The 24,199-nt window shown below is 57.2% G+C and carries 22 protein-coding genes; 13 read left to right on the top strand and 9 right to left on the bottom strand.

Translation table 11 applies throughout. From position 1 onward, the window contains the following. The first annotated feature begins 293 nt into the window (after nt 1–293). Nucleotides 294–992, top strand: coding sequence for a permease (locus JL015_RS27250; protein ID WP_201020655.1), 699 nt, complete (start codon nt 294–296; stop codon nt 990–992). 33 nt (nt 993–1,025) lie between these two features. On the opposite strand, the gene JL015_RS27245 is transcribed toward JL015_RS27250, so the two are convergent. Continuing rightward, entirely contained in the window at nt 1,026–2,579 is a 1,554-nt protein-coding gene (locus tag JL015_RS27245; protein ID WP_025261694.1) for an AmpG family muropeptide MFS transporter, read from the bottom strand. 54 nt (nt 2,580–2,633) lie between these two features. Then, on the bottom strand, nt 2,634–3,014 hold the full coding sequence (locus tag JL015_RS27240) for an MGMT family protein (protein WP_051427746.1): 381 nt from the start codon (nt 3,012–3,014) through the stop codon (nt 2,634–2,636). Nucleotides 3,015–3,132: 118 nt separating this feature from the next. Between JL015_RS27240 and JL015_RS27235 the strand changes: the two genes are divergently transcribed. Then, nucleotides 3,133–4,140, top strand: coding sequence for a DUF481 domain-containing protein (locus tag JL015_RS27235; protein WP_025261692.1), 1,008 nt, complete (start codon nt 3,133–3,135; stop codon nt 4,138–4,140). Between the two features lie 54 nt (nt 4,141–4,194). Here JL015_RS27235 and JL015_RS27230 read toward each other — a convergent pair whose 3' ends face one another. Next, entirely contained in the window at nt 4,195–4,953 is a 759-nt protein-coding gene (locus JL015_RS27230) for an SDR family oxidoreductase (RefSeq protein ID WP_025261691.1), read from the bottom strand. 125 nt (nt 4,954–5,078) lie between these two features. Here JL015_RS27230 and JL015_RS27225 point away from each other — a divergent pair, with 125 nt between their 5' ends. The 6 genes from JL015_RS27225 to uvsE all read left to right on the top strand — a co-directional run bounded on the left by JL015_RS27225 (nt 5,079) and on the right by uvsE (nt 11,241). Continuing rightward, nucleotides 5,079–5,810: a HugZ family pyridoxamine 5'-phosphate oxidase gene (locus tag JL015_RS27225; RefSeq protein WP_122321383.1), complete on the top strand. Its 732-nt coding sequence runs from the start codon at nt 5,079–5,081 to the stop codon at nt 5,808–5,810. Between the two features lie 67 nt (nt 5,811–5,877). Continuing rightward, on the top strand, nt 5,878–6,369 hold the full coding sequence (locus tag JL015_RS27220) for an FxsA family protein (RefSeq protein ID WP_025261689.1): 492 nt from the start codon (nt 5,878–5,880) through the stop codon (nt 6,367–6,369). A 254-nt stretch (nt 6,370–6,623) separates the two neighbouring features. Next, nucleotides 6,624–6,917 carry a co-chaperone GroES gene (locus JL015_RS27215; protein ID WP_004881479.1) on the top strand — a complete coding sequence of 98 codons (294 nt, stop codon included), beginning with the start codon at nt 6,624–6,626 and terminating at the stop codon, nt 6,915–6,917. A 48-nt stretch (nt 6,918–6,965) separates the two neighbouring features. Further along, nucleotides 6,966–8,609, top strand: a complete 1,644-nt coding sequence (gene groL, locus JL015_RS27210) for a chaperonin GroEL (protein ID WP_201007155.1) — start codon at nt 6,966–6,968, stop codon at nt 8,607–8,609. 229 nt (nt 8,610–8,838) lie between these two features. Then, nucleotides 8,839–10,122, top strand: a complete 1,284-nt coding sequence (locus JL015_RS27205; RefSeq protein WP_201020654.1) for an arsenic transporter — start codon at nt 8,839–8,841, stop codon at nt 10,120–10,122. 99 nt (nt 10,123–10,221) lie between these two features. Continuing rightward, nucleotides 10,222–11,241 (top strand): UV DNA damage repair endonuclease UvsE, encoded by a 1,020-nt coding sequence (gene uvsE, locus JL015_RS27200; RefSeq protein WP_201020653.1) that lies wholly within the window; start codon nt 10,222–10,224, stop codon nt 11,239–11,241. Here the strand turns inward: uvsE and JL015_RS27195 are convergent. Next, nucleotides 11,238–11,978, bottom strand: a complete 741-nt coding sequence (locus tag JL015_RS27195) for a phosphatase PAP2 family protein (RefSeq protein WP_201020652.1) — start codon at nt 11,976–11,978, stop codon at nt 11,238–11,240. The genes uvsE and JL015_RS27195 overlap by 4 nt on opposite strands. Nucleotides 11,979–12,139: 161 nt before the next feature. On the opposite strand from JL015_RS27195, the gene colR reads away from it, so the two are divergent. The 5 genes from colR to JL015_RS27170 all read left to right on the top strand — a co-directional run bounded on the left by colR (nt 12,140) and on the right by JL015_RS27170 (nt 15,868). Further along, nucleotides 12,140–12,823, top strand: coding sequence for a two-component system response regulator ColR (colR, locus tag JL015_RS27190; RefSeq protein ID WP_201007169.1), 684 nt, complete (start codon nt 12,140–12,142; stop codon nt 12,821–12,823). Next, the gene (locus JL015_RS27185; RefSeq protein WP_201020651.1) at nt 12,813–14,099 is read left to right on the top strand and encodes a sensor histidine kinase; all 1,287 of its coding nucleotides are present in this window, start codon (nt 12,813–12,815) and stop codon (nt 14,097–14,099) included. Before colR ends, JL015_RS27185 begins: the two co-directional genes overlap by 11 nt. A gap of 132 nt (nt 14,100–14,231) precedes the next feature. Then, nucleotides 14,232–14,912, top strand: coding sequence for a class I SAM-dependent methyltransferase (locus tag JL015_RS27180; RefSeq protein WP_201020650.1), 681 nt, complete (start codon nt 14,232–14,234; stop codon nt 14,910–14,912). Between the two features lie 33 nt (nt 14,913–14,945). Then, complete coding sequence (locus JL015_RS27175) at nt 14,946–15,641, top strand: lipopolysaccharide kinase InaA family protein (RefSeq protein ID WP_374063558.1); 696 nt, start codon at nt 14,946–14,948, stop codon at nt 15,639–15,641. Continuing rightward, entirely contained in the window at nt 15,641–15,868 is a 228-nt protein-coding gene (locus JL015_RS27170) for a hypothetical protein (protein ID WP_201020648.1), read from the top strand. Before JL015_RS27175 ends, JL015_RS27170 begins: the two co-directional genes overlap by 1 nt. A 39-nt stretch (nt 15,869–15,907) precedes the next feature. On the opposite strand, the gene JL015_RS27165 is transcribed toward JL015_RS27170, so the two are convergent. The 5 genes from JL015_RS27165 to JL015_RS27145 form a co-directional block, all read right to left on the bottom strand. After that, nucleotides 15,908–18,979 (bottom strand): multidrug efflux RND transporter permease subunit, encoded by a 3,072-nt coding sequence (locus JL015_RS27165; protein ID WP_201020647.1) that lies wholly within the window; start codon nt 18,977–18,979, stop codon nt 15,908–15,910. A 14-nt stretch (nt 18,980–18,993) separates the two neighbouring features. Further along, nucleotides 18,994–20,145, bottom strand: a complete 1,152-nt coding sequence (locus JL015_RS27160; RefSeq protein ID WP_201020646.1) for an efflux RND transporter periplasmic adaptor subunit — start codon at nt 20,143–20,145, stop codon at nt 18,994–18,996. Nucleotides 20,146–20,322: 177 nt separating this feature from the next. Further along, entirely contained in the window at nt 20,323–21,420 is a 1,098-nt protein-coding gene (locus tag JL015_RS27155) for a DUF1513 domain-containing protein (RefSeq protein ID WP_201020656.1), read from the bottom strand. A gap of 17 nt (nt 21,421–21,437) precedes the next feature. Continuing rightward, the gene (locus JL015_RS27150) at nt 21,438–22,502 is read right to left on the bottom strand and encodes an imelysin family protein (RefSeq protein WP_201020645.1); all 1,065 of its coding nucleotides are present in this window, start codon (nt 22,500–22,502) and stop codon (nt 21,438–21,440) included. A gap of 30 nt (nt 22,503–22,532) precedes the next feature. Further along, nucleotides 22,533–23,960, bottom strand: a complete 1,428-nt coding sequence (locus JL015_RS27145) for a di-heme oxidoreductase family protein (protein WP_201020644.1) — start codon at nt 23,958–23,960, stop codon at nt 22,533–22,535. Nucleotides 23,961–24,199 lie beyond the last annotated feature (239 nt).

Raw genomic sequence — 24,199 nt, 5'->3', positions numbered from 1 at the left:
TACCTGCAATTCCTGCACTCGGTCCTGCCACCCACGGCCGAGTTCATGGAGAAAGACTGGGAGTGGTGAAAAAACCGGTGCTTGATGCAACGAGCTACTTGCAGGAGGCAGCTTGCTGGCGAAAAAGGCCTGAAAACCGACAGATATTCTGTGTCTGTACGCTGAAGTCGCCAGGCTGCCTCCCACAAAGTGAGTTATGACCTTAACTGTTCGGCATCAGCCTTACAGGGCGCGCTTGTTCACTTCGCGCTGTTTGCAGGTCATGAAGCGCTCTTCTGGAATAAGAGATTATTATGAATAAAATAGCAGCCTGCAGTACAGCGCAGAACACACTTTTCAGCAGCGATACGACTGTAATGGCGTGGAGTATAAAAACAATTGATTGTCCTCCAAAGGAATTAATTAAATTTCAGCTTATCATTATAGGCTCAAGCCTTGCGCTTTTTCTTTATTGCCTATGGATGATGTGGGATACGCTCCCTGAGGATGTGGAGTTACTTATAGGGTTCGGTTGTGCGGCAGTGGTGTCCGCGACTTATATGATTATGCTTGTCGCCAGAAAAAAGACCATATTCAATTACCATATAGATCTCCAGGCAGGCTCTGTCGAATACTACGACTACTATCCAAATTTTGCAGGTCCCTTCTTCAAGGGCATCGCCATCTTCACCATCCTGCTATTTCTCGGCGTCGCCCTTGTCACAGGCTCTCTGCTATTTCTGCTTGGCCCCGCCGCCATTTCACTCGGGGCAGCACGCTCTTTACTGAACTGGGAGAATAAAATCAATAATGAACAAAGCTTGCCCTGGAACGAGTACAACTTTGTCACGGTGGATCGCAAACGCTCCATGATCATCACTCACCGAACTGATATCACGGTGGGGTTTGAATTTCGCTTTCCCAACAAAGAGTTATTCGAGCAATTCCTGCAACTCCTGAACTCGGTCCTGCCACCCACGGCCGAGTTCATGGAGAAAGACTGGGAGTGGTGAAAAGCCCGGTGCTTGATGCACCGGGCATTTTGATTAATGCGCTTTGTCAGCCACGGTCTTGTCGGGCTCATCCTGTTTGTCTGCGGTACGAATTTCCTTGCTCCACTGCAAAATGATCATCAGCAAGGTCGGCACGCCCAGCAGCGCGGTAATGAGGAAGAAGTTGTGGTAGCCGAATTTCTCCACCATGACCCCTGAATAACCGCCGATCAAGCGTGGCAACAGCAGCATGATCGAGCTGAGCAGGGCGTATTGGGTGGCAGAGAACTTGAGGTTGGTCAGGCTCGACAGATAGGCTACGAAGGCGGATGTGGCCAGCCCGGAACTCAGGTTATCCAGGGAAATGGTCAGCACCAGCATCTTCAGGTTCGGCCCCATGTCGGCCAGCAGCAGGAACAGGATATTGGTCGCTGCCGAGCTCATGCCGCCGATGAACAGGATCGGCATGATGCCGAAGCGTACGATCAACAGACCGCCAACGCCCGCGCCCAGCAGCGTCATGATCAGGCCAAAGATCTTGCTGACACTGGCAATCTGGTCCTTGGTAAAGCCCTGATCGATGTAGAACACATTGGCCATCACGCCCATCACCGTGTCTGACATGCGATAGGTCGCGATCAGGCCCAGCAGGATAAAGGCCTGCCAGCGGTAGCGCATGATGAAGTCGTTGACGGGCGTCAGCACGGGAGCGAGGCCGCGTCGCCCCATGGAGGACAGGCAGGCTATGGTGAGCACGATATACAGAATGGAGCGCAGGAAGGCCCGGTCTTCCAGCAGCAGGCTCATCCAACTGCTGCCCTCGAACAGAACACTCGCGAAGTCTGTGTTGTAGAGCTGGGTGAACATCGCTGGCACTGAAACCAGCAGCACAATGAGTACGAATACGGAGGCCAGTTGGTGCACAAAACCATAGCGAGCCGCTGACAACTGGGTGCGTAACGGTACTGGCGGTTCACGCATGATGAACGTGGTAACCAGCGCTGGCAGCATCAACAGCCCGAACAGCACATACGTGCCGGTCCATGCCGAGTGCTTGTAAGAGAAGCCCGTCGAGCCAAAACCTTCGGCGAAATACAACGCCCCGGCTGTGGACAGCAGCGCCGCGACCCGATAACCGGACATGTAGCTGGCAGCAAGGGCCGCCTGCTGGGTGTCCTGGGCAATTTCCAGGCGGTAGGCATCGATGGCGATATCCTGCGTCGCAGAGGAAAAGGCCACCACTACCGCAATGGCGATCAACCACGATAGATGCTGCTGCGGGTCGCAAAAGCCCATGCCGATCAGGCCGAGCATCACCAGTGCCTGTGAGAGGACCAGCCAGGAGCGTCTACGCCCCAGTTTTCCGAGCAGTGGCAGACGCCATTGGTCGAGCAGGGGCGACCAGACCCATTTGAAGGCGTAGGCCAGGCCAATGAGGCTGGCATAACCAATGGTCTCGCGAGCGACACCGGCTTCACGCAACCAGACCGACAGCGTTGAGAAGACCAGCATGTAAGGCATGCCCGCGGCGAATCCAAGCAGCAACAGTACTAATGTCGAGGGGCTGGCATAAGCGGCGAGCGCGGCGCGCCAGGTTTTACGGGGCATGGGCTGGAAACTGCCTCAGGTTGCGAAAACAAAGGGCGCACTCTAACCGCTGTGCTACATGGGACGCCAGCCATGGCGCTGCATATCGACCCGATTGTTACGGATGGTAAGGCCTTCTGCACGCAAGCGGGCACGCTGTTCGTCACCTGAAATGCTTCCTGCCGGCAGACTGAGCCTGCCGCCGGCCCCCAATACCCGATGCCAGGGCAGCGAAGTGCCTTCGGGCAACTGGCTCAAGGTTCGCCCGACCCAGCGCGCGGCTCTTCCAAGCCCTGCCAGATCGGCCAATTGCCCATAGCTGACAACTTTGCCTTCCGGTATCTGCTCAAGTGTGAGGTAGAGCGCTGTGCGTCGGGCCTCTGCGGGGGAAAGCCCGCCAGGATCGTCATGTTCTGACGCGGGGTGGGTCACGGTTTTATTCCTGTTTAAAGGCATGTATGTGTTTTGTTACCGGAACTACGGAAAGATCCTACTGTCATTGATACCTGACGTTATCCAGCAGGCTGGCAGGATAATGCCCGATTTTCCGCTTAACAGAGCCTAGTAGTCGCTTATGTTGTCCAGAACCCTGTTGTGCCTTGCAATAACCACTGCCTCCACTCCACTGCTTGCCGATACCGTCTGGTTGAAGAACGGTGACCGGTTGAGCGGCACGATCAAGCTGTTCGATGGCGGTAAATTGCTCATTGAGACGCCATATGGTGGTTCTGTGCCTCTGGACTGGAAGCAGGTCAAGACCCTTGAAAGTGACCAGCCGTTGCTGGTCAAGCAGGATCAGTTCACCGGCGAGGTTGCCAAATCCTTGAAGGCTGCCGATGACGGCAAGGTCGTGCTGGTCAATGGCGAGACTCCGAAGACAGTGGAACTGGCCAGCATTCAGCAGCTCATCAAGCCCAAACCGGTCATCACCGACATGGTCTGGAAGGGCAATATCGATGCAGCCCTGGATTTCCAGCAGGCCGAGAACGATACCAACGACTACAACGTGGCGTTCAAGACCTCGGCGCGCCATGGTCAGTGGCGTCATAACGCCAAGGGCGACTACAACCGCGAGACGACGGACGATGCCGTCGGCACCGATAACTGGAGCGCCGAATACTCCCTGGACCGCTTCCTGACCGACAAGCTGTTCTGGGATGCGCGCATCACCTACAAGCGCGACAAGATCGAAGACCTGTCCCGTCAGCGCACGGTCGGTACCGGTCCCGGTTATCAGTTCTGGGATGACGAACTGGGTGCATTCAAGGTCGGTGCTCTGCTCAACCGCACCGACTTCGAGTTCTCCAACGGTGACAAGGAGAACTTCTACGCGGTTGCCGGTACCTGGGACTACAACCGTTATCTGGTCGGCAAAAAATTCGAGTTCTTCACAAACGGTGAAGTGGGCAAGCCTCTGAGCGGCGTGGCTGATTACTCGATGGATGTCGAAGCAGGGTTGCGCTACAAGGTCACTGACTGGGCATCGTTGAACCTCAAGGCCGAGAAAAACATCATCAGCGGTTCAGATAATGGCGATGTCGACAAGACTCGCTACACCGCAGGCTTTGGTGTGAGCTGGTAAAAACCGAAAGGCTTCCCCACGGCAATCGTCCAGTGATGCCGTGGGGAGTCCAGACTAGATCCGCATTGCCCCGTCAAGCTCCAGAATCCTGCCGCTGTAGTAATCGTTCTCCAGAATGTAAGCCACCGAATGCGCAATTTCGGCGGGCGTGCCCATGCGTTTGAGCGGGATGGCCGAAGTCATTTTCTCCAGCGCTTCGGGTTTCATGCTGGCGGTCATTTCGGTCTCGATAAAGCCCGGTGCAATGCCTGCGACCCTGATGCCGTAACGCGCCAGTTCCTTGGCCCAGGTCACGGTTGCTGCAGCCACGCCAGCTTTTGCGGCTGAATAGTTGGTTTGCCCGATATTGCCAGCGCGGGATATCGAAGAAATATTGATGATTACGCCCTGGCTCTTCTGCTCGACCATCTTGGCGGCCACTTCGCGGGTGCAGAGAAAGACGCCGGTCAGGTTGACGTCAATGACGGCCTGCCATTGCGCGAGGCTCAGTTTGGTGATTTCACCATCCTTGACCTTGAGCAACAAACCATCGCGCAGGATGCCGGCATTATTGATCAGGCCGTGAATAGCGCCGAAGTCTTCGGCTATTTTTGCAATCGTGTCCGTGACCTGTTCTTCACTGGCAACGTTGGCCAGATAGGCATGTGCTTCTACGCCCAGTGCCTTGCAGGCTGCGACGGTCTGGTCGAGCTTTTCCTGGTTCAGGTCCACCAGCGCCAGATTGACGCCCTTGGTCGCCAGATACTCGGCCATTGCACGACCCAGCCCCTGGCCGCCACCCGTAATAATAATTAACTTGTTTTTCAATTCCATGTGCGTGCCCAATCTGTAAGCCAATGCCGTGGCACCGGTGATCGCTGATGCCATTCGCAACAAGTTATAAGCTGTTTCAGAGCGTTCGTCTTTAACTCGGCGAAAACGTTATAAGGAGCCACACGATGAGCGCGAAAGCCTCTAAAAATGCCCGGGAGTTATTGCTCAAAGAGTATCGCTCTGTGCTATCCACGCATTCCAGGTCCATGCCCGGCTTTCCGTTCGGTTCGGCGGTGCCTTACTGCCTCGATGAGCAGGGCAGGCCGTTGATTCTGATAAGCCGGATTGCCCAGCACACCCACAACCTGACCCTGGACCCCAAGTGTTCCTTGCTGGTGGGCGAGCGCGAAGCCGATGACGTGCAGGCCGTCGGGCGTATCACGGTGCTGGCTGAGGCCGTGAAGTTGAGCGACCCGCAAGCCATCGAAGCGGCCGCCCAGCGTTATTACCGCTATTTCCCAGAGTCGCAGAGTTATCACAGCGCCCATGATTTCGATTTCTGGGTGCTGACTCCGGTGCGCTATCGCTACATTGGCGGTTTTGGCGCCATTCACTGGCTCGATGACGTTGCTCTGGCCAACCCGTTCGCCGGGGAAGTCGAAACCCGCATGGTCGAGCACATGAATGACGACCACGCCAATGCCATTGCGCATTACGTGGCACTGTCCGGCCTGCCGCAGACCGAGCCTGCGCAGATGGTCGGTCTCGACAGTGAAGGCATGCACCTGAGGATCGGCCGTGGCATCCACTGGCTGGCATTCGGTGAGCCTTGCAATACGCCGACACAAGTGCGCGAAGCCTTGGTTCATTTGGCTCGCGTGCAAAAATGGCCTTCATCTGAAGAGCAAAAAGCTTGAATTAACGATCTTCTGACATCACATACGGTCTACTTGGAAGGCATTCTTCCTTAGAGGAACTGATTTGATGCGCGTTTTTCTGCTGCTCTTTTTGCTTTTTCCGGTGCTGGAGCTGTTCGTTCTGGTTCGGGTCGGTATGTCCATCGGCTTCCTGTGGACCTTCCTTCTTGTGCTGAGTACTTCGGTGCTCGGCCTGTTCGTGATGCGTGTGGCCGGTCTGGCCACCGCGTTGCGTGCCCGTGAAAGCCTGTCGCGTGGCGAGCTTCCCGCGCAGCAGATGCTGGAAGGGTTGACGATTGCGGTCGGTGGCGGGCTGCTTCTGCTGCCCGGTTTCATCAGCGACATCCTGGGTGTGATCTGCCTTCTGCCGTTCACTCGCCGCCTGCTGGCCGGCAAGCTTCGCCAGCGTGCCGAAGCTCAGGCCACGCGGCAGCGTGCGTTCTCCGAGGATCTTCACCAGGCCAGTCAGGGGCCGGCAAGCAGCCGTCCTGGCGCGATTCATCAGCCTACCCGCGAACCCGATGTCATCGAAGGTGAATTCGAGCATCGCGACAAGTAATCGGCATGACTCGTCTGCACGGCACCTTCGGGTGCCGTGTTCGTTTCAAGTGCCTGTCTGTGCGAAAAAAAATCCTGGCCAAGACTTGTAATCACCTTGCTCGCCCTTATGTATGGGTCACCGCAAGGTTTCTGGCCCATTTGCCAGACCGTATTCTGCGGTTCGCTCGCCGAACCGTAACCGGCAAGACCGGATTTTTAACCCCCGCCGGTGTGTTCACCGGGCGCTCTAAAACCATAATCAGGAGATCGACAATGAAGCTTCGTCCTCTGCATGACCGCGTCGTAATCCGTCGCAGCGAAGAAGAAACGAAAACTGCCGGCGGTATCGTGCTGCCAGGTTCGGCTGCTGAAAAGCCTAACCGTGGCGAGATCGTCGCTGTAGGTACCGGCCGTGTGCTGGATAACGGTGAAGTACGTGCGCTGGCCGTGAAAGTGGGTGACAAAGTAGTGTTTGGCCCTTACTCCGGTAGCAACACTGTGAAAGTAGACGGCGAAGACCTGCTGGTGATGAGCGAGAACGAAATCCTCGCTGTCATCGAAGGCTGAGAAAACCGCTGATTTCCGTCACTACAAAGTATCGAAGGAATAAAGATCATGGCTGCTAAAGAAGTTAAATTCGGCGACGCTGGCCGTAAGAAAATGCTCGCTGGTGTAAACGTCCTGGCTGACGCAGTAAAAGCGACCCTGGGCCCGAAAGGCCGTAACGTCATCATCGAGAAGAGCTTCGGTGCTCCTCTGATCACTAAAGACGGTGTTTCGGTTGCCAAGGAAATCGAACTGAAAGACCGTTTTGAAAACATGGGCGCGCAACTGGTCAAAGACGTTGCTTCCCGTGCCAACGATGACGCTGGTGACGGTACTACCACCGCTACCGTTCTGGCTCAGGCTATCGTCAACGAAGGCCTGAAAGCCGTCGCTGCCGGCATGAACCCTATGGACCTCAAGCGCGGTATCGACAAGGCGACCATCGCCATCGTTGCCGAGCTGAAGAAGCTGTCCAAGCCATGCACCGACACCAAGGCTATCGCTCAGGTTGGCACCATCTCCGCCAACTCCGATAACTCCATCGGCGACATCATTGCCGAAGCCATGGAAAAAGTGACCAAAGACGGCGTTATCACCGTTGAAGAAGGCACTGGCCTGGAAAACGAACTGTCGGTCGTAGAAGGCATGCAGTTCGATCGTGGCTACCTGTCCCCGTACTTCATCAACAAGCCGGACACCATGGTTGCCGAGCTGGACAGCCCGCTGATCCTGCTGGTCGACAAGAAGATCTCCAACATTCGCGAAATGCTGCCGGTTCTGGAAGCAGTCGCAAAAGCTGGCCGTCCTTTGCTGATCGTTGCCGAAGACGTTGAAGGCGAAGCCCTGGCGACTCTGGTTGTGAACAACATGCGCGGTATCGTGAAAGTTGCAGCCGTCAAGGCTCCAGGTTTCGGCGACCGTCGCAAGGCAATGCTGCAGGACATCGCTGTCCTGACTGGCGGTACCGTCATCTCCGAAGAGATCGGACTGAGCCTGGAAAGCACTACCCTGGAACACCTGGGTAATGCCAAGCGCGTTGTTCTGAACAAAGAAAACACCACCATCATCGACGGCTCCGGCGTCAAGACCGATATCGACTCGCGCATCGCTCAGATCCGCCAGCAAATCGGTGACACCAGCTCCGACTACGACAAGGAAAAACTGCAAGAGCGTCTGGCCAAGCTGTCTGGCGGCGTTGCAGTGATCAAGGTCGGCGCCGGTTCCGAAGTTGAAATGAAAGAGAAGAAAGCCCGCGTTGAAGACGCCCTGCACGCTACCCGTGCAGCCGTTGAAGAAGGCGTGGTACCTGGCGGTGGCGTTGCTCTGGTTCGTTCCCTGCAGGCAATCGCTGACCTGAAAGGCGACAACGCCGATCAGAACGTCGGTATCGCTCTGCTGCGTCGCGCTGTAGAAGCTCCACTGCGCCAGATCGTTGCCAACTCCGGTGACGAGCCAAGCGTTGTTGTCGACAAGGTCAAGCAGGGTTCGGGTAACTTCGGTTACAACGCTGCTACCGGCGAATACGGCGACATGATCGACCTGGGCATCCTGGACCCGGCCAAAGTGACTCGCTCTGCTCTGCAGGCAGCGTCCTCCATCGCCAGCTTGATGATCACCACCGAAGCGATGATCGCTGACGTGGCTGAAGACAAGCCAGCGGCTGGCGGCATGCCAGACATGGGCGGCATGGGTGGCATGGGCGGCATGATGTAAGCCAGCCTTACCCCAGGCGACACCAGAGGAGCCCTGCCAAGCGTAATGCTGTTTACCTGAGCATTTGAGTCGAGGCAGGTTTTTTCTAGAAAATCCGATGTCAGATACTGGCATCGGATTTTTTTATGCCCATCGTCTTCATCCTGAGTTGCCAGTGTGGGTGATCGGCATGTTTCAAGGTGTCCGAATCCATTTGCGATTGATCCAGCCCTGCCATTGAGTTGTCCCCATGCTGATTGCACTGTTGATTTTCGTCGTCACTATCGTTTTGGTCATCTGGCAGCCCAAGGGGTTGGGCGTAGGGTGGAGCGCGACTTTCGGTGCCGTTCTAGCCCTGCTGACCGGAGCGGTAAGCCTGAGTGATATTCCTGCGGTATGGCATATCGTATGGAACGCCACTGGCACCTTCATTGCGGTAATCATCATCAGTCTGTTGCTGGATGAGGCGGGCTTCTTCGAATGGTCTGCTCTACACGTTGCGCGTTGGGGCGGTGGCAGCAGCCGGAAGTTGTTTGCTTTCATCATCCTGCTGGGGGCTGTTGTATCGGCATTATTTGCCAATGACGGTGCAGCGCTGATTCTTACGCCCATCGTGATCGCAATGTTACTGGCGTTGCGATTCTCGCCGGCAGCAACCCTGGCGTTCGTCATGGCGGCCGGGTTTATTGCCGACACCGCAAGCTTGCCGCTGGTGGTCTCGAATCTGGTCAATATCGTTTCGGCCGACTACTTCGATATTGGTTTCAGCCGTTACGCTTCGGTCATGGTGCCAGTCAATTTCGTCAGTATTGCGGCCACGCTGGGCATGCTGTTGTGGTTTTTTCGCAAGGATCTGCCCGCGACCTACGACGTGAACCATCTCCAGCGTCCTAATGAAGCGGTTCGTGATCGTGCGACGTTTATCGCTGGCTGGTGGGTGCTGGTATTGCTGCTGGTGGGCTGCTTTGTGATCGAGCCCCTTGGCATCCCGGTCAGTGCAATCGCCGCTGTCTGTGCCCTTGTGCTCTACGCCATCGCTGCACGGGGGCATGTGATCGAAACCGGCAAGGTGCTCAGGGGCGCGCCATGGCAGGTGGTGGTATTTTCCCTTGGGATGTATCTGGTGGTGTATGGCCTGAAGAACGCAGGCCTGACCGATCATATAGCCAGGATTCTCAACCTGTTCGCCGGGTATGGAGTATGGGGGGCTTCGCTGGGTACCGGGCTGCTCACCGCGCTGTTGTCGTCGGTCATGAACAACATGCCAACCGTACTGGTGGGCGCTCTATCCATTCATGCTGCCGAGGTCGATGGCGTCATTCGTGACTCCATGATCTACGCCAATATCATCGGCTGCGACCTGGGACCCAAGATCACCCCGATCGGCAGTCTCGCGACGCTGCTGTGGTTGCATGTACTGGCCCGTAAAAACATCACCATCACGTGGGGCTACTACTTCAAGACCGGCATCGTGCTGACTCTTCCCATTCTTGTCGTCACCTTGAGCGCTCTGGCTGTTCGCCTGAGCATATGAGCCGGAGTCAAACGCTGGACCATTGATGCAATTACACAATAGCGAACGGTCTATCCGTTCAATAGTCTGATCACCATTCCTTCTGATTTCAGGATTGCCATGTCCACTGCCCGGATCGGTTTTGCATGCCAGTATCGACACCCTCAACGCAACCTGTCCCCTGGCGAGTTGAAAACCATTGAGGCGGCCTTGAATCCGCGCACCACCACTTTGCGCTGGATGGAGAGCGTTTCCACCGAAGTCGCTCATGCCAGACTGGTGGAGATCATCGAGCACAACCTCGAAGCCCAGTTGCGTTTGCTGGCTTATGTGGCGACCTTGCCTGATGCACTGAAAATGTTGCGTCTGAGCAGTGATCTGCTGCCGTTCTACAGCCACCCGAAAGTCAGCGCGTTCTACCGGCAGCCGGTCATTCAGTCGATGCTGATCAAGGGCTTTGCCGCCATTGGTGTGGCGGCGCGTGCTGCCGGAATACGGCTGTCCATGCATCCTGGCCAATATTGCGTGCTGGGTTCCGACAAGCCTGAAGTGGTGGAGAACAGCCTGGCCGAATTCGAGTATCACGCTGACATGATCCGGATGATGGGCTACGGGCGTGAGTTCCAGGATTTCAAATGCAATATCCACATTGCCGGTCGTCTGGGCGCCGAGGGTATTCGCTCTATCTGGTCGCGTCTGTCGAAAGAGGCGCAGAACTGCATCACTTTCGAGAACGACGAAAAAACCTACGGCGTGGACGATTGCCTCGGGTTAGCCGATCTGGCTCCGGTGGTTCTGGACGTACACCATTGCTGGATCCATGAAGATGACTACATGCCTGCGCAGTCGCCTCGCGTCGAGCGGGTTATTGAAAGCTGGCGTGGCGTGCGTCCGACCATGCATTACTCTCAGCCCCAGGAGCGTTTGCAGGAGCTGGGTTTTACCGCTGACCAGAAGCTGGAAATGGACGCGCTGCTGCACGTCCTCTCCAAGCGCGACCTCTATGGCCACAGCGACATGATGTGGAACCGCTGGACCAACGAATACGTGACCGGGTTTCTTGACCGGTTCGACGTCATGTTCGAATCCAAGCACAAGAACGTGGCCACGCTGGAGTATTACCACCAATACATGGTTTAAGGCTTCACGAGCAGACCTTGCTCTGCCTGGACGTTTTTATCCGGTCGGTACAGGATGAAGTAATACGCGCCCAGGCAGATCAACCAGCAGAACACCGCTGTCCAGACGTTGTGCGAGAAGAAGTGAGCGCCTTGCAGCATACGGCCCAGAGAAAATAGGGAGCCCAGGCTGAAAGCGAGTATCAGCCCAGCCTTTGCCAGCCGTGGCTTGCGGTCACGGAACATGAAAAACAGGGCGAGCAGGGAGAAGCCGGTCGCCGCATGACCGCCCGGCCAGCAGCGGCCCGGTTTGTCCGTTTCAGGACGCGAAGCGAGCAGTTCGCTGTAGGTTTCCTTGCCGCCGAACTCGGTAAGGCTCCATGGGCATTGCACTGAAGTGACGACTTTTAGCGGAGTCACGAAACCTGTCGAAAGCGCCATGGAAAGCACCAGGCAACCCAGTTCGCGGCGCCACGGCATCAGGCGCTTGACCTTGAACGAGGCGGCGAAAACAAGCATGGACACGACAGCCAGGCCAATGACGACCTGTTTGGCGCGGTCGTGCAGGATGTCTTCGAGAAAATAGCTGTGCTTGCCGATGAAGTCGCCCGCGATCGGGTCATAAGCCAGGTGGGCGAGGCTCATGTCCAGTGACGTCAGTTCCAGCAGGATAAGGATCAGAGCGGTTACAGCAGGAATACCCAGATATATCCACGGATTTAGCGGGCGTGAGCCGGGCAGGGTTGCGGGTGTCGGCATGTCGAATCCAGTTCTATTACAAAGGCCCCGACGGCTGTTACGGGGGACGCAGCAGTTTCTGCCACCTCTGGTGAAAAAAACGTAAAGCTATGTGGTACTGGCCCTTAGGCTGAGTTCGCCTTAAGCTGCGCCAGCCCAAATTGCATATGAGAGTGTCCCACATGCGAATTCTTCTGGTCGAAGATAACCGTGACATCCTGGCGAACCTGGCTGATTACCTGGGTATGAAAGGCTATACAGTCGATTGCGCACAGGATGGCCTCTCTGGACTGCATCTGGCTGCAACCGAGCATTACGACCTGATCGTGCTCGACATCATGCTGCCCGGCATCGACGGCTACACCCTCTGCAAGCGCCTGCGCGAAGATGCGCGGCGTGACACGCCGGTGATCATGCTCACCGCCCGTGATCAACTGGATGATCGCTTGCAGGGTTTCCGCTCCGGTGCCGACGACTACCTGCTCAAGCCTTTCGCGCTGTCCGAACTGGCGGCGCGTATCGAAGCGGTGTTGCGTCGTGCTCAGGGAGGAGGGCGTCGTACCCTGCAGGTCGCTGACCTGGTCTATGACCTCGATACCCTGGAAGTCACACGCGACGGTCGCCTGCTCAAACTCAACCCGGTCGGTTTGAAACTCCTGGCGGTTCTTATGCAGAAGAGCCCGCATGTGCTGCGTCGCGAGGTGCTTGAGGAAGCGTTGTGGGGCGATGATTGCCCTGACAGCGACAGCCTGCGCAGCCATGTGCATCAGTTACGTCAGGTGATCGACAAACCTTTCCCGAAACCTCTGCTGCAAACCGTACATGGTGTTGGCTACCGTCTGGCCGAGGGCAAGGATGGAGTTTAAACAGAGCCTTGCCCAGCGGATCATCATTGCCTTTGCCTTGATGAGTGCCTTGGTCGCTGGCTCTTTTGCCATGGGAATCATTTCCACGGTTCATCTGGTCGAGGAAAAACTGATTTCCGCGGGCTTGGGAGGCGACCTCAATCGTTTGATGCTGATGGACAGTGTCAGTGACTGGAGCCATCGCCCCAAGCCGGACCAACTGTTCTACTTCACCAATGGTCCGGGCGATTTCGACCTGCCCAAGGACTTGCGCCATCTTGAGCCGGGCTTTCATGAAGTGTTTCGCGGGCCCTTGTCCTACCACGCCATGATCGAGGTGGTGGATGGCAGGCATTACGCCTTGCTGCAGGATCAGAGCGACTTTGAAGAGCGCGAGCGTGTTCTGTTCGCCGTTGTACTGGTGGGGTTCGTGCTGGCCCTGGCGCTCGCCGTATTCCTGGGCTGGGTTCTGGCCCGGCGTGTCATGGCTCCCGTGGTACGTCTGGCTCGACAGGTTCGCCATCGTGACCAGCTACTGGGGCTGGCGCCGCCATTGGCCCCTGATTATGCCGCCGACGAAGTCGGTGAGCTGGCCGTCGCGTTCGATGCCACGCTTGGCCGTCTCAGGCAGGCGCTGATACGTGAGCGGATGTTTACCAGCGATGTCAGCCATGAACTGCGTACACCCTTGATGGTGCTCGCCAGCTCCTGCGAACTGCTGCTTGAAAACCCGGCCCTCGACCAGCGTGCCAGAAGGCAGGTAGAGCGTATTGCCCGGGCCTGTGAAGAAATGCGCGATCTGGTGCAGACCTTCCTCATGCTGGCCCGAACCCAGCGCGAAGATCCGGCCATGACGCCACGCGCCACTCTTGGTGCTGTTGCCGAGCAACTGGTTGCCTTGTGGCGTGGCCCGATCGAAGGCAAGGGCCTGCAACTGATCTACAACCCGCCAGAGGCCGACCTGTCGACCGATGTGCGCTACAACGCCACCTTTCTGCATGCGGTGATGGGCAACCTGCTGCGCAATGCGCTGCATTACACCGATCATGGCTTTATCGCCCTGACCCTGCTGGAAGACGGCTTTCTGGTTGAAGACAGCGGCGTGGGCATTCCCGAAGAAAAACGCGAAGCCATGTTCGAGCCTTTTGTGCGAGGCAATGAGCAGCGTGGAGAAGGGCTTGGTCTTGGGCTTTCGCTGGTGCAACGGATCTGTGCGAATCAGGGTTGGAGTGTAGGGCTCACACCGATGGAGCCAAATGGTTGCCGGTTCAAGGTGAGTCTTGTCAGCAAAACCTGAGTCTCCGGAAGTGCCTGTAATATCTTGAAATGTTCTCTGCTCCCAGAGAACATTTTTTTCACATCTGCATGACCTGACGATGACAGCGCCTTGAGTAGGCTGGCCTCAATCAGAATCATGAGATGCCCCCACATGAGCAAGCGCACCGAGCTTGAGTTCTCGCGCAAATACGATAAAGATCACGCCCGGCAGTATCTGGACAAGCATCAGGACGGCCTGTGGCGCAAACTTTCTCATTATCGTGACGAGCAACTTGCCCGAAAGGCCTTGCACCTTGCCGGTGACCCCGGGCTGGTACTCGACCTGCCCTGCGGTGCTGGCCGTTTCTGGTCTTTGTTGGCTGAAAAAGCCAATCGCTCTATCATCGGCGCCGACAATTCCGAGGACATGCTCAAGACCGCTCTGGAGTCTCAGCCTGAAGATGTTGTGAAAAGGGTACAACCTTTGCAGACATCTGCTTTCGCAATCAATCTGCCCGAAAACGCCGTGGACAGTATTTTCTGTATGCGTCTTTTGCACCATGTTGGGCAGGCTGAACATCGAATGTCTCTATTACGGGAGTTTCAGCGTGTCACCCGTGACAGCGTGATTGTTTCGCTCTGGGTCGATGGCAATTTCAAGGCCTGGAAACGCAAGCGCCTTGAGCAACACAGGCAGCAAAAAAGTGGGGCTGAAGGTTACCAGAATCGTTTTGTGTTACCCGTTGAAACTGTCGAGGCCGAGTTTGAACAGGCGGGTTTCCGGATTCAGGAACGCATGGATTTCTTACCGTTTTATGCCATGTGGCGCGTCTATTTACTGCGTAAAAGGTAATTTTGGATGAGTGTTCAGACTTTAGGAAAAGCGATGCGTACCTCCAAAAAAGAGAGCCGCTTCAGCCATTTCTGGAACTTGCGCGGTGAGTGGGTAGAAGAGCCGAATGTTCGTCGTGGTGGTGAAAGCGGTGTTCAGCGGATTTATGGCAACGAAGGTCCGATGCTTTACAGCAAGCGTCAGATTGGCCATACCTATCGTAGTTTTTTGTATCCATTGGGGCGTCCGACCGTTCTGCGTGAGCGCGATGCCATCGAAGGTCTGCGCCAGATCAACGTCGGCGTGCCTGAGATAATGTTCTGCGGTGCCGAGCGAGACGAAAACAATCAATGGCGCGCCTTGCTGGTCACGGAGGCACTTGAGGGTTTCGAGGATCTTGCCCAGTGGTATGCCAATGGTGGGCGTGAGCGTTGCGGTGAGTTGCTGCATGAGCGCATGCTCAAGGAAATAGGTTCCACTCTGGCCCGTATGCATCTTGCGCGCTGGCAGCATAGTTGCTTGTACAGCAAGCACATATTCGTGCGTGTGACTGGCGAAGGCTCGCAGGCTCGGGTGGAAGTTGCGCTGCTTGACCTGGAGAAAGCCCGCCGTCGCTGGACTGCTTATGGCGCTGCCCAGCATGACATGAAACAGTTTCGACGCCATTCGTCACTCGAAGCAGCAGACTGGCAAAAGCTTGTCTACTTTTACCATTCAGTGTTTGGCAGCACTATCAAAGGTTTGGAGTGATGAAACTTGAAATGGCTAGAGGTCTGTTTGTAGTCGGTGCCTTGGCAACTGCAACCGTTGCCGTGGCTGCCTGGGAGCAGCCCTCGACAAAGATACTCAGTGTCCAGAGTGGTGAAGGGCATTGTCCTTTGCCGCGAGTCGTAAAGAGCATGCAGGCAGTCAAGCCTGATCATGATCTGTTGCTATTGATGTACGGTCTTGTTCAGGGCTCCGGCCCCAAAGGTTGAAATGATCTTCAACTTTCCAGAGCCCCTTTTCGGGGCTTTCTAGTGTGTGGGTTTTGCTTCTGCTGTCTGTGAGAGTGCAGCATCAGCCGCTTTGTCCCGTGCAGCCAGAACCGTATACACGCAAGGCAGTACAAACAGGGTAAACAGGGTTCCCACCGACATCCCCGTAGCAATCACTATCCCTATATCGAAACGACTGACGGCTCCGGCCCCTGTCGCGAATATCAGTGGCACCATGCCAAAGACCATTGCAGCCGTTGTCATCAGCACCGGGCGCAGGCGAATCGCAGCGGCTTCCTCTACCGCCTCACGTGCCGACAACCCTTTATGGTGACGTAGCTGATTGGCGAACTCGACGATCAGGATTCCGTGCTTGCTGATCAGACCGATCAGTGTCACCAGCCCTACCTGCGTGTAGATATTCATGCTCGACAGCCCGAGGAACAGCGGGATCAATGCCCCGCAGATCGACAGCGGTACGGTGACCAGAATCACCAGCGGGTCGCGGAAACTTTCGAACTGTGCTGCCAGCACCAGAAAAATGATCGCCAGCGCCAACGCAAAGGTCACCCACAGAGCGCTGCCTTCCTGCACGTATTGGCGTGAAGCGCCCGCATAGTCATAGGCAAACCCGGCAGGCGCTTCTTCGCTGGCGATCTGGCGAACTGTCTCGATGGCCTCGCCCATGCTGACGATGGGGAAACCCTGGATGATTGCCGAGTTGAGCTGCTGAAACTGGTTGAGCTGACGGGGTCTGGCCCGGTCACTGATCGTTATCAGTGTGGACAGAGCCAACAGTTTGCCTTCGCTGTTCTTCACGTAATAGTTGTTCAGCCAGCCAGGATTGTCCCGATAGGCTCGCTCTACCTGGGCAATGACCTTGTAGCTGCGACCTTCGATGGTGAAGCGGTTGATTTCCGCCTCGGCCAGCAGAGTCGCCAGCGTGCTGCCCAGGTCCTGCATGGAAACACCCATCTGGGCTGCCTTGGCCCGGTCGATCTCAACCACCACTTCAGGCTTGTCGAAGGCCAGATCGATATCCATGAATGCGAATTTTCCGGACTCCACAGCACGTTTCTTTATCCGCTCTGCGACCTCCAGCAGCGCGGCATAATCGTTCGGGGTATTGATGACGAACTGGAACGGCAGACCTTCACCGGTACCCGGCAGCGAGGGCAGGTTGAAGCCGAAGATTTGCAGGCCCGGTATCTGCGCCAGCCGTGCCTGAACCTGCGGCAGGATTTCCATCTGGGTACGGCTGCGCTCGTCCCATGGCTTGAGCAGGAAACCACCGATGCCGGTCTGTACACCATTGAAACCGTTGATCTGGAACGAGGAGTAATACTCGGGAAACTCTCGGAATATCTGTACGAACTCATCGGTATAGGTGTTGATGTAATCCAGGTTGGTCGGCTGCGGCGAGGTCGCCATCATGAAAATGATGCCCTGATCTTCGTCCGGCGCCAGGTTCGACTGGGTGAACTTGAGCAGCACGGGAATCAGGAACAGGACGATCAAGGCAAACACCAGCACCACCGGGCGGGTGTCGAGGGTGCCGTGCAACAGGCGCTGATAGCGTACTTTCAGACGCTCGAAAAGCTTGTCGAGCTTGTGGGCCAGACCGCTGGCGTTTTCATCGTGGCGCAGTAACAGGGCGCACATCATTGGCGAGAGTGTCAGAGCCACGATGCCCGAAATGACCACCGCCCCGGCAAGCGTCAGGGCAAACTCCTTGAACAGCGCGCCGGTCAGGCCTTCCAGAAAACCGATAGGCGCATACACCGCGGCCAGTGTGATGGTCATCGAGACCACCGGCATGGCGATCTCCCGCGCCCCTTCAATGGCGGCCTCGAACGGAGTCTTGCCTTCCTCGATATGGCGATGGATGTTTTCCACCACCACAATTGCATCGTCGACCACCAGACCGATGGCCAGCACCATCGCCAGCAATGTCAGCAGGTTGATCGAGTAGCCCATCAACTGCATGAAGAACAACACGCCAATCATCGACAGCGGAATGGTGATGACCGGAATCAGCACCGAACGCAGTGCGCCGAGGAACAGGAACACGATCACTACCACGATCAGTACTGCCTCGATCAGGGTTTTCACGACCTCGTAAATCGAAGCCTGGATGAACAGCGTTGCGTCATAGGCGATGGACACCTTCAGGCTGGGCGGCAACTGGCTTTCCAGCTCCGGCATGATGCGCCGCACTTCCTTGATCACATCCAACGGGTTGGAACTGGGAGTCCCCTTGATGCCGATATAGACCGAGGGTATGCCATCGAAGGAACTGACCGCGTTGTAGCTCTCTGCGCCCATTTCCACCCGCGCTACATCCCCCAGCAGCACCCGGCTGTCGCCATCGGTCTTCAGTGGAATCGCGGCAAAGGCTTCGGCGGACTTGAGGTCGGTGGTGGCGTTGATGCTGGTGACCACGTATTCGCCTTTGACCTCACCGGCCGCCGACAGGAAGTTATAGCGGCGTACTGCATTGGTGACATCGGCGGCCGTCAGCCCGAAGCCGGCCAGCCGTACCGGGTCCAGCCAGAGGCGCATGGCGAAGACCTGATTGCCGAGGATTTCTGCTTCGGCCATGCCGGGCAACGTGGCCAGCTTGGGCTGGATGACCCGTGACAGGTAGTCGGTGATCTGTGGATTGCTCAGTTCGGAGCTGTAGAAGCTGATGTACATCAGCGCCGAAGCGTTGGCTGCTTCCTTGCTCAGTACCGGGTCCTCGGCGTCCTGCGGCAGTTTGTTCTTGACCTCGTTGGCCTTGGCCAGCAGCTCGGTGAACAGGCGGTCGCTGTCGGCACCGATGCGTGCATAGATCGTGATCACCGAAAAGTTCTGGCGGCTGACCGACGTCATGTAGTCGATGCCTTCGGCGCTGGCCAGGCTCTGTTGCAGCGGCTGAGTAATGTAGCCCTGAATGGTTTCGGCATTGGCGCCGGGATACGCCGTGGTCACGGTGATCATGGCGTTTTCCATCTGCGGATACTGGCGGATGGTCAGCTTGCTGAACGCCTGGAAACCCAGCAGCACGATCAGCAGGCTGACCACGGTCGCCAGTACCGGGCGGCGAATGAACGGATCTGTAAATGCCATGAGAAATTCCTTGATCAGTCAGCGCGTGGCTGGCTGTTCGGATCGGCCGGCAAGGTCTTGTCGGCGCTGATGGCCACATGGGTTCCGTTGTCGAGCTTGAGCTGCCCGCCGCTGACAACCTGCTCGCCAGCCTTGATCCCTCTGACGATGATGACCATCCCGGCGCGGCGTTCACCGGTTTCGACGAAGTGTCGTTCGACCGCCAGTTGTTGCTGGCCTGCGGCGTCTTTTTCCGGTTCGCCCTTGTCGTTTTTCTTCGGTACGACGACAAACACCGAGTTGCCATAGAGGGTGTAGGTAATTGCACTTTCCGGCACCACGATCTGGCTTGGAGCACTGGGCAATACGACCTGCAGGCTGGCGAACATGCCCGGCAGCAGCCTGCTTTCAGGGTTGGGCAGGGTGGCGCGAATCAGCACGTTGCGGGTGGTCTCATCGACCCTGGGGTTGATGGCGCTGACCCTGGCTTCAAATTGCTGCTCCGGATAGGCCGCGACACTGAGCCGGACTGTCTGGCCAATGGCGATCTTCGGCAGGGCCTGCTCCGGCACGTAGAAGTCGACATAGAGGCTGCTCAGGTCCTGCAGGGTAGCGATGACCGTTCCGCTGGCCAGGTAATCGCCCACATCCACCTGACGAATGCCGATGGTGCCGCTGAATGGCGCGAGTATCTGTTTCTTGGCCAAAGAGGCCTTGAGCTGGGCGACGGTTGCGCCGGCTTTTTTCAGTTGTGCGGCGAGCTTGTCGAAGTCCCCTCTGGAAATCGCCTGATCACCCACCAGCCTGCTGCCGCGACCGTGTTCAACCTGTGCCAGCCCCAGATCCGCCTCGGCAGTGCCCAGCAGGCCCTTTTCGACATCGCTGTCCAGTTGCAGCAAGGGCTGACCAACCCTGACCTTTTGTCCTGACTCGAATTGCACGGCCTTTACCGTGCCGGCGATTTCCAGGCTCAGGTCGACGCCCTGCAAGGCCTTGAGGGTGCCGATGGCGGGTAGAAGGTTTTGCCACGGTTGTTCGCTGGCAGTGGCCACAGCCACGCTGACCGGTGGTTTTGGGGCGCTGAATTGCTGAATCTGCCGATAAATGGAGAGGGCCTTGTAGCCCGCCAGTAAAAGCACTACAAGCAGAACAAAGCCCAGCATGATCAGCATGCGCCGACGCACCATACTGCACTTCCTTTGGAGATATTTAACCTGAGAAGCAGGCTAGCTCCAGCGCCGGATATTGCAAACCGGCAGGGCGTAGGACATTTCTTTATTTATGGTCGTAGGACCGGATTTATCCGAGAAGAGGCCAGTACATTCTCAAAACGCCTTCCCGGATGAATCCGGTCCCACAGACAATCACACCAGATGCAAATGGTTGTCCCAGAGCCCTGCCGGCAGATCCAGAGGTTTAGCCAGCAATTGGGGCTGGCGGCAGTCGTAGAAGCGGCAGCGGCCCTGACCGGAGGTCACGACAAAGCCATCGGCAACCGCACCCACGCCTGCACAGTCAGGCAGAGGCGCGTCGAGTTTCACTGCACCGCTGTCCAGATCCCAGATAAAGAACCGGTTGCCACGGGGCGCTGTCAGTGCAACCAGTCGCAGGTCGCTGTGTACCGCAACGCTGGCGGTGTAATGCCCCATCGCCCGCAATTGCTCTTCGGCTACGGGAAAGGCCTGGAAGGGTTGACCCGGACGCTTGATCGCCAGCAGTTCGGAGGACTCATGGGCATCGCCCATGAATTGCTGCCCGGCGACAATGGTGCCGTCGCTGGCAATTCCCATGTGGCGCACGCTGTTCATCTGTTGCCTGAGGGTTTCCTTGCTCAGCAGTGTGCCGTCGCGTTGCATCAGCACCAGGCTGGGCTCCATGGCATGCAGGTTCATCTCTACCCGGCTTTCGGCCTCGGTGCGAATACCGCCGTTGGCAACTACCAGCGTTTCGCCGTCCGGCATCCACGACACCTGATGCGGGCCGATGCCGTGAGTGGGGATCTCTGCCGAATGCACCAGTCGTTCATCGACAAAACGATAAACGCCCAGCAGGCCTCGACCGGGATCGGTAGTGTCGTTTTCCGTGGCGTACAGCCACTCGCCATCGCCATGGATCACGGCGTGGCCGTAGAAATGCCGGTTCTGCTGCGAAGTGATGGTTTGCAGCAGGCGACCGTCGCGCAGGTCGATCAGGTAGCTTTCAGTGCCGGGCCTGCGGGCGATGAATACTGCCAGCGGCAAGGACGGGTGATTGATGATGTCATGGCAACGCTGGGCGACCTGGGTTGCGAACACCTGCGTGCCGTCGAGCCGGTAGCCCACTGCGTAGTGCCTTGCGTCGCCATCGTCGCGAGCGGAAAGCAGCAGGGGGCTTTTGCCTTTTTGCCGAAACAGAGTCCAGCCGCCCAGCGTACAAGCGCTGAGTAACAGGCTGCCAAGAGCCAGGGCCTGACGTCGCAACATCATCTACAACCTCTCGATCAATCGCCGTCGTTGGCGTTGAAGCCCAACTGAATACCCAGAGCTTTTGCCAGCTCGCCTTCATGGAGGCGGTGAACCACGTTCAGGCTGTCGTAAAACGCATTGAGCTGCTGACGGCCGGCTTCGCTGGCCAGCAGGTCGGCCAGTGGCGGCTTGAGTTCCGACAGCAGTTTGCGGCTGGCAGCGTAGGCTGCGTCGATCTTGTCGGCCAGTGGTTTCTGCTCGGCGGGCAACAGACCCCGCAGCCCTTTGTTATCCACGCCGACCCAGACGGTCTGGGCGCTGATCAGGCTGGCTTCCAGGCTGCTGAGCGAAGACTTGCTGCGCCAGGAGTCGGCCTGGAACGGTTGCGGCTGGCCCTTGGTCTGGCGACCCAGTGGTGTGCCCAGTTTTTTCTTTAGGCTGTCCAGCGCGGTGACCTGTACACGCAGCACTTCGGCGATGGCTTCGTGGGAGTCGGCATAGCGCGTGTTCGGGAACTTGCTCAGTTGCGCGAGCATGCCGTCGTTGCTGTTCCAGCGGCTGAGAATTTCCTCGGCCAGGATCTTCTGGCGCTCACCGATTGCCATCAGCAACGGGCAGTAACGGGCTTTCTGTTCGGCGTTGGCCATGTCGATTTCGGCATCGAACAGGATGTATTCATAAGCCGACAGCCCTTGAACCACGACGCTGGCCTTGGACAGTTCTTCGGCACTGATCTGCGGCTGGGCGTTGACCAGTTGTTCGACCTGACGTCCGACCAGATTTTTCTTGTCCGGCCAGAACTGCACCTGCCAGGCACGGTTGCCTTCGGCCAGCGGCCCGATCAGTAATGGCTGCAACTCGGCCCAGGTTTTCTGTGCTTTCAGGAAGTCGGCGCGTGCGCTTTCCAGATCGGTTTTGCCCTGGCAGAAGGCAATTGCGCTGCTGGCCAGCTGGCGATCGGCTTCGACCCAGCGGCTGTAGGTCGGCAGGATCACCTGCTTGGCGATGGCGGCAGAGGTGACGGCTTGTGGGTCCGATGGTGCGCAGGCGCCCAGAGCCAGGGCTGCCAGGCTGGTAAACAACAACTTGGGTCGGAACATGTCCGGCTCCTTATTTTTAAAAGGGAATGCTTATAACGAATTCAGGAACGCCAACAGCGCCGCACGCTGCTCGGCGTCGAAAGCCAATACCTGTCGCTGTGCTGCCTGGGCTTCGCCGCCGTGCCACAGTATCGCCTCCATCACGTTGCGAGCGCGACCATCATGTAGAAATTGTGTGTGCCCGCTGACGGTAGCGGTCAGGCCCAGGCCCCAGAGCGGCGGTGTACGCCATTCGCGGCCAGTGGCCTGGAACTCGGTCCGGTTGTCGGCCAGGCCTTCGCCCATATCGTGCAGCAACAGGTCGCTGTAGGGACGAATCACCTGATTGGCCAGCTCAGGCTCTGCCGCATCGGCGCGGGTCGTGAATTGCGGTGTGTGGCATTGCTGGCAGCCTGCCTTGAAGAACAGGTTCTTGCCCGCCAGTACTTGCGGATCATCCACATTGCGACGTGCCGGAACAGCCAGGTTGCGGGTATAGAACTCCACCAGCCGCAGAATATTGTCGCTGACCTCCGGTTCGCCGTTGGGGCCATTACCGTTTGGTGCATCGCGGCAAACCGTTTGCACCGGGGTACAGTCATCGGAAGTTTTCAGGCTGGTGGTCAAGCCCATATCACCCGAGAATGCGTGGACATTCTGTTGATTGAGCGTGGGTTGCCCGGCCTTCCAGCCGAAGCGTCCCAAGACGACCTTTTGCTGCACATCGTCCCAGACCCAGTTGGCGCGTCCGGAAATACCGTTGCCATTCTTGTCGTCAGGGTCGTCATTGGCCAGGATCGCCGCTTCGGGAATCGCCTCAAGCAGTCCCAGACCGATCATGGGCGGGGCAATGCGCGCCGAAGCGTGGGTGTCGGGGTGCATGGGGCCATAGCCCAGTTGCGTGATACGCAAGGTCGGCTGACGCAACTCGACAGTCATACCATCGCGAAAGCGAATGGTCAGAGGATCGTACTCGACCCGCACCTTGCCTTCCGGCGCGATACCAGGGATCGACATGTCCTGTAGCTGTCCGCCATAACTCGGCTCGGGCACCACACCGTTGCGCTTGATGACCTCGGCATACGCCGGGCTGTTCGGAATCGAAAGCCTTACCAGCATCGACACGGCATTGGTGTCGCCGGGCTCTGGCGGATGGCCGCGACCATCCTTGATATGGCAGTTCTGGCAGGCATTGGTATTGAATAACGGACCCAGCCCGTCACGGGCAGTGGTGGTCGAGGGCGCGATTACCCAGGGGTTGCGGAAGAAACTGTTGCCGACACTGAAGTCCAGCCTGCGCACCGGCGAGAGATTGGCCGACGGCATGGAGAAGGCGTTCTGATCGCTTTTCTTTACCGTAGCAGCACCGCCAGACAGAGCTTCCCCCGGTTCTGCCTGAGTGAAACGCGGCGCGTCATCGCACGCAATCAGGACCAGAGCCGAGAACAAAACAAGGGACAGGCGCAGCGGCATACTCATACGAATTCTGCAACGAGCTGAAAATCAGGGCGAGCAAGCTTATCAGCCTGATGGGTTTGGAATAAGAAAAGTTATCGTTTGCTCGGGCTGAGGCAACGTATTGTTACTAAATCGCGGGCTGGGCGGCTTTTGAAAGGCGACGCGACTGCTTTGTTTTTTTGCAGGAGAAAGGCATGAAAAATGCCAGTCAGAAGGTCTGACTGGCATTCGGTATTGCAGGCTCTGAGCCTCCGGTTACA

Origin of the sequence: Pseudomonas cichorii, assembly GCF_015471405.1 — a bacterium.
Lineage (GTDB): Bacteria > Pseudomonadota > Gammaproteobacteria > Pseudomonadales > Pseudomonadaceae > Aquipseudomonas > Aquipseudomonas serbiensis.
This window is presented reverse-complemented; position numbering and strand designations above follow the sequence as displayed.

Bases quoted from the DNA above. Each gene is read 5' to 3' on its own strand.
- JL015_RS27230 (WP_025261691.1), bottom strand. From the start codon at position 4,953: ATGGAATTGAAAAACAAGTTAATTATTATTACGGGTGGCGGCCAGGGG.
- JL015_RS27175 (WP_374063558.1), top strand. From the start codon at position 14,946: ATGCGTACCTCCAAAAAAGAGAGCCGCTTCAGCCATTTCTGGAACTTG.
- uvsE (WP_201020653.1), top strand. From the start codon at position 10,222: ATGTCCACTGCCCGGATCGGTTTTGCATGCCAGTATCGACACCCTCAA.
- JL015_RS27160 (WP_201020646.1), bottom strand. From the start codon at position 20,145: ATGGTGCGTCGGCGCATGCTGATCATGCTGGGCTTTGTTCTGCTTGTA.
- JL015_RS27170 (WP_201020648.1), top strand. From the start codon at position 15,641: ATGAAACTTGAAATGGCTAGAGGTCTGTTTGTAGTCGGTGCCTTGGCA.
- JL015_RS27145 (WP_201020644.1), bottom strand. From the start codon at position 23,960: ATGAGTATGCCGCTGCGCCTGTCCCTTGTTTTGTTCTCGGCTCTGGTC.
- groL (WP_201007155.1), top strand. From the start codon at position 6,966: ATGGCTGCTAAAGAAGTTAAATTCGGCGACGCTGGCCGTAAGAAAATG.
- JL015_RS27180 (WP_201020650.1), top strand. From the start codon at position 14,232: ATGAGCAAGCGCACCGAGCTTGAGTTCTCGCGCAAATACGATAAAGAT.
- JL015_RS27240 (WP_051427746.1), bottom strand. From the start codon at position 3,014: ATGCCTTTAAACAGGAATAAAACCGTGACCCACCCCGCGTCAGAACAT.
- JL015_RS27165 (WP_201020647.1), bottom strand. From the start codon at position 18,979: ATGGCATTTACAGATCCGTTCATTCGCCGCCCGGTACTGGCGACCGTG.
- JL015_RS27150 (WP_201020645.1), bottom strand. From the start codon at position 22,502: ATGTTCCGACCCAAGTTGTTGTTTACCAGCCTGGCAGCCCTGGCTCTG.
- JL015_RS27205 (WP_201020654.1), top strand. From the start codon at position 8,839: ATGCTGATTGCACTGTTGATTTTCGTCGTCACTATCGTTTTGGTCATC.
- JL015_RS27195 (WP_201020652.1), bottom strand. From the start codon at position 11,978: ATGCCGACACCCGCAACCCTGCCCGGCTCACGCCCGCTAAATCCGTGG.
- JL015_RS27155 (WP_201020656.1), bottom strand. From the start codon at position 21,420: ATGTTGCGACGTCAGGCCCTGGCTCTTGGCAGCCTGTTACTCAGCGCT.
- JL015_RS27245 (WP_025261694.1), bottom strand. From the start codon at position 2,579: ATGCCCCGTAAAACCTGGCGCGCCGCGCTCGCCGCTTATGCCAGCCCC.
- JL015_RS27185 (WP_201020651.1), top strand. From the start codon at position 12,813: ATGGAGTTTAAACAGAGCCTTGCCCAGCGGATCATCATTGCCTTTGCC.
- colR (WP_201007169.1), top strand. From the start codon at position 12,140: ATGCGAATTCTTCTGGTCGAAGATAACCGTGACATCCTGGCGAACCTG.
- JL015_RS27220 (WP_025261689.1), top strand. From the start codon at position 5,878: ATGCGCGTTTTTCTGCTGCTCTTTTTGCTTTTTCCGGTGCTGGAGCTG.
- JL015_RS27235 (WP_025261692.1), top strand. From the start codon at position 3,133: ATGTTGTCCAGAACCCTGTTGTGCCTTGCAATAACCACTGCCTCCACT.
- JL015_RS27215 (WP_004881479.1), top strand. From the start codon at position 6,624: ATGAAGCTTCGTCCTCTGCATGACCGCGTCGTAATCCGTCGCAGCGAA.
- JL015_RS27225 (WP_122321383.1), top strand. From the start codon at position 5,079: ATGAGCGCGAAAGCCTCTAAAAATGCCCGGGAGTTATTGCTCAAAGAG.
- JL015_RS27250 (WP_201020655.1), top strand. From the start codon at position 294: ATGAATAAAATAGCAGCCTGCAGTACAGCGCAGAACACACTTTTCAGC.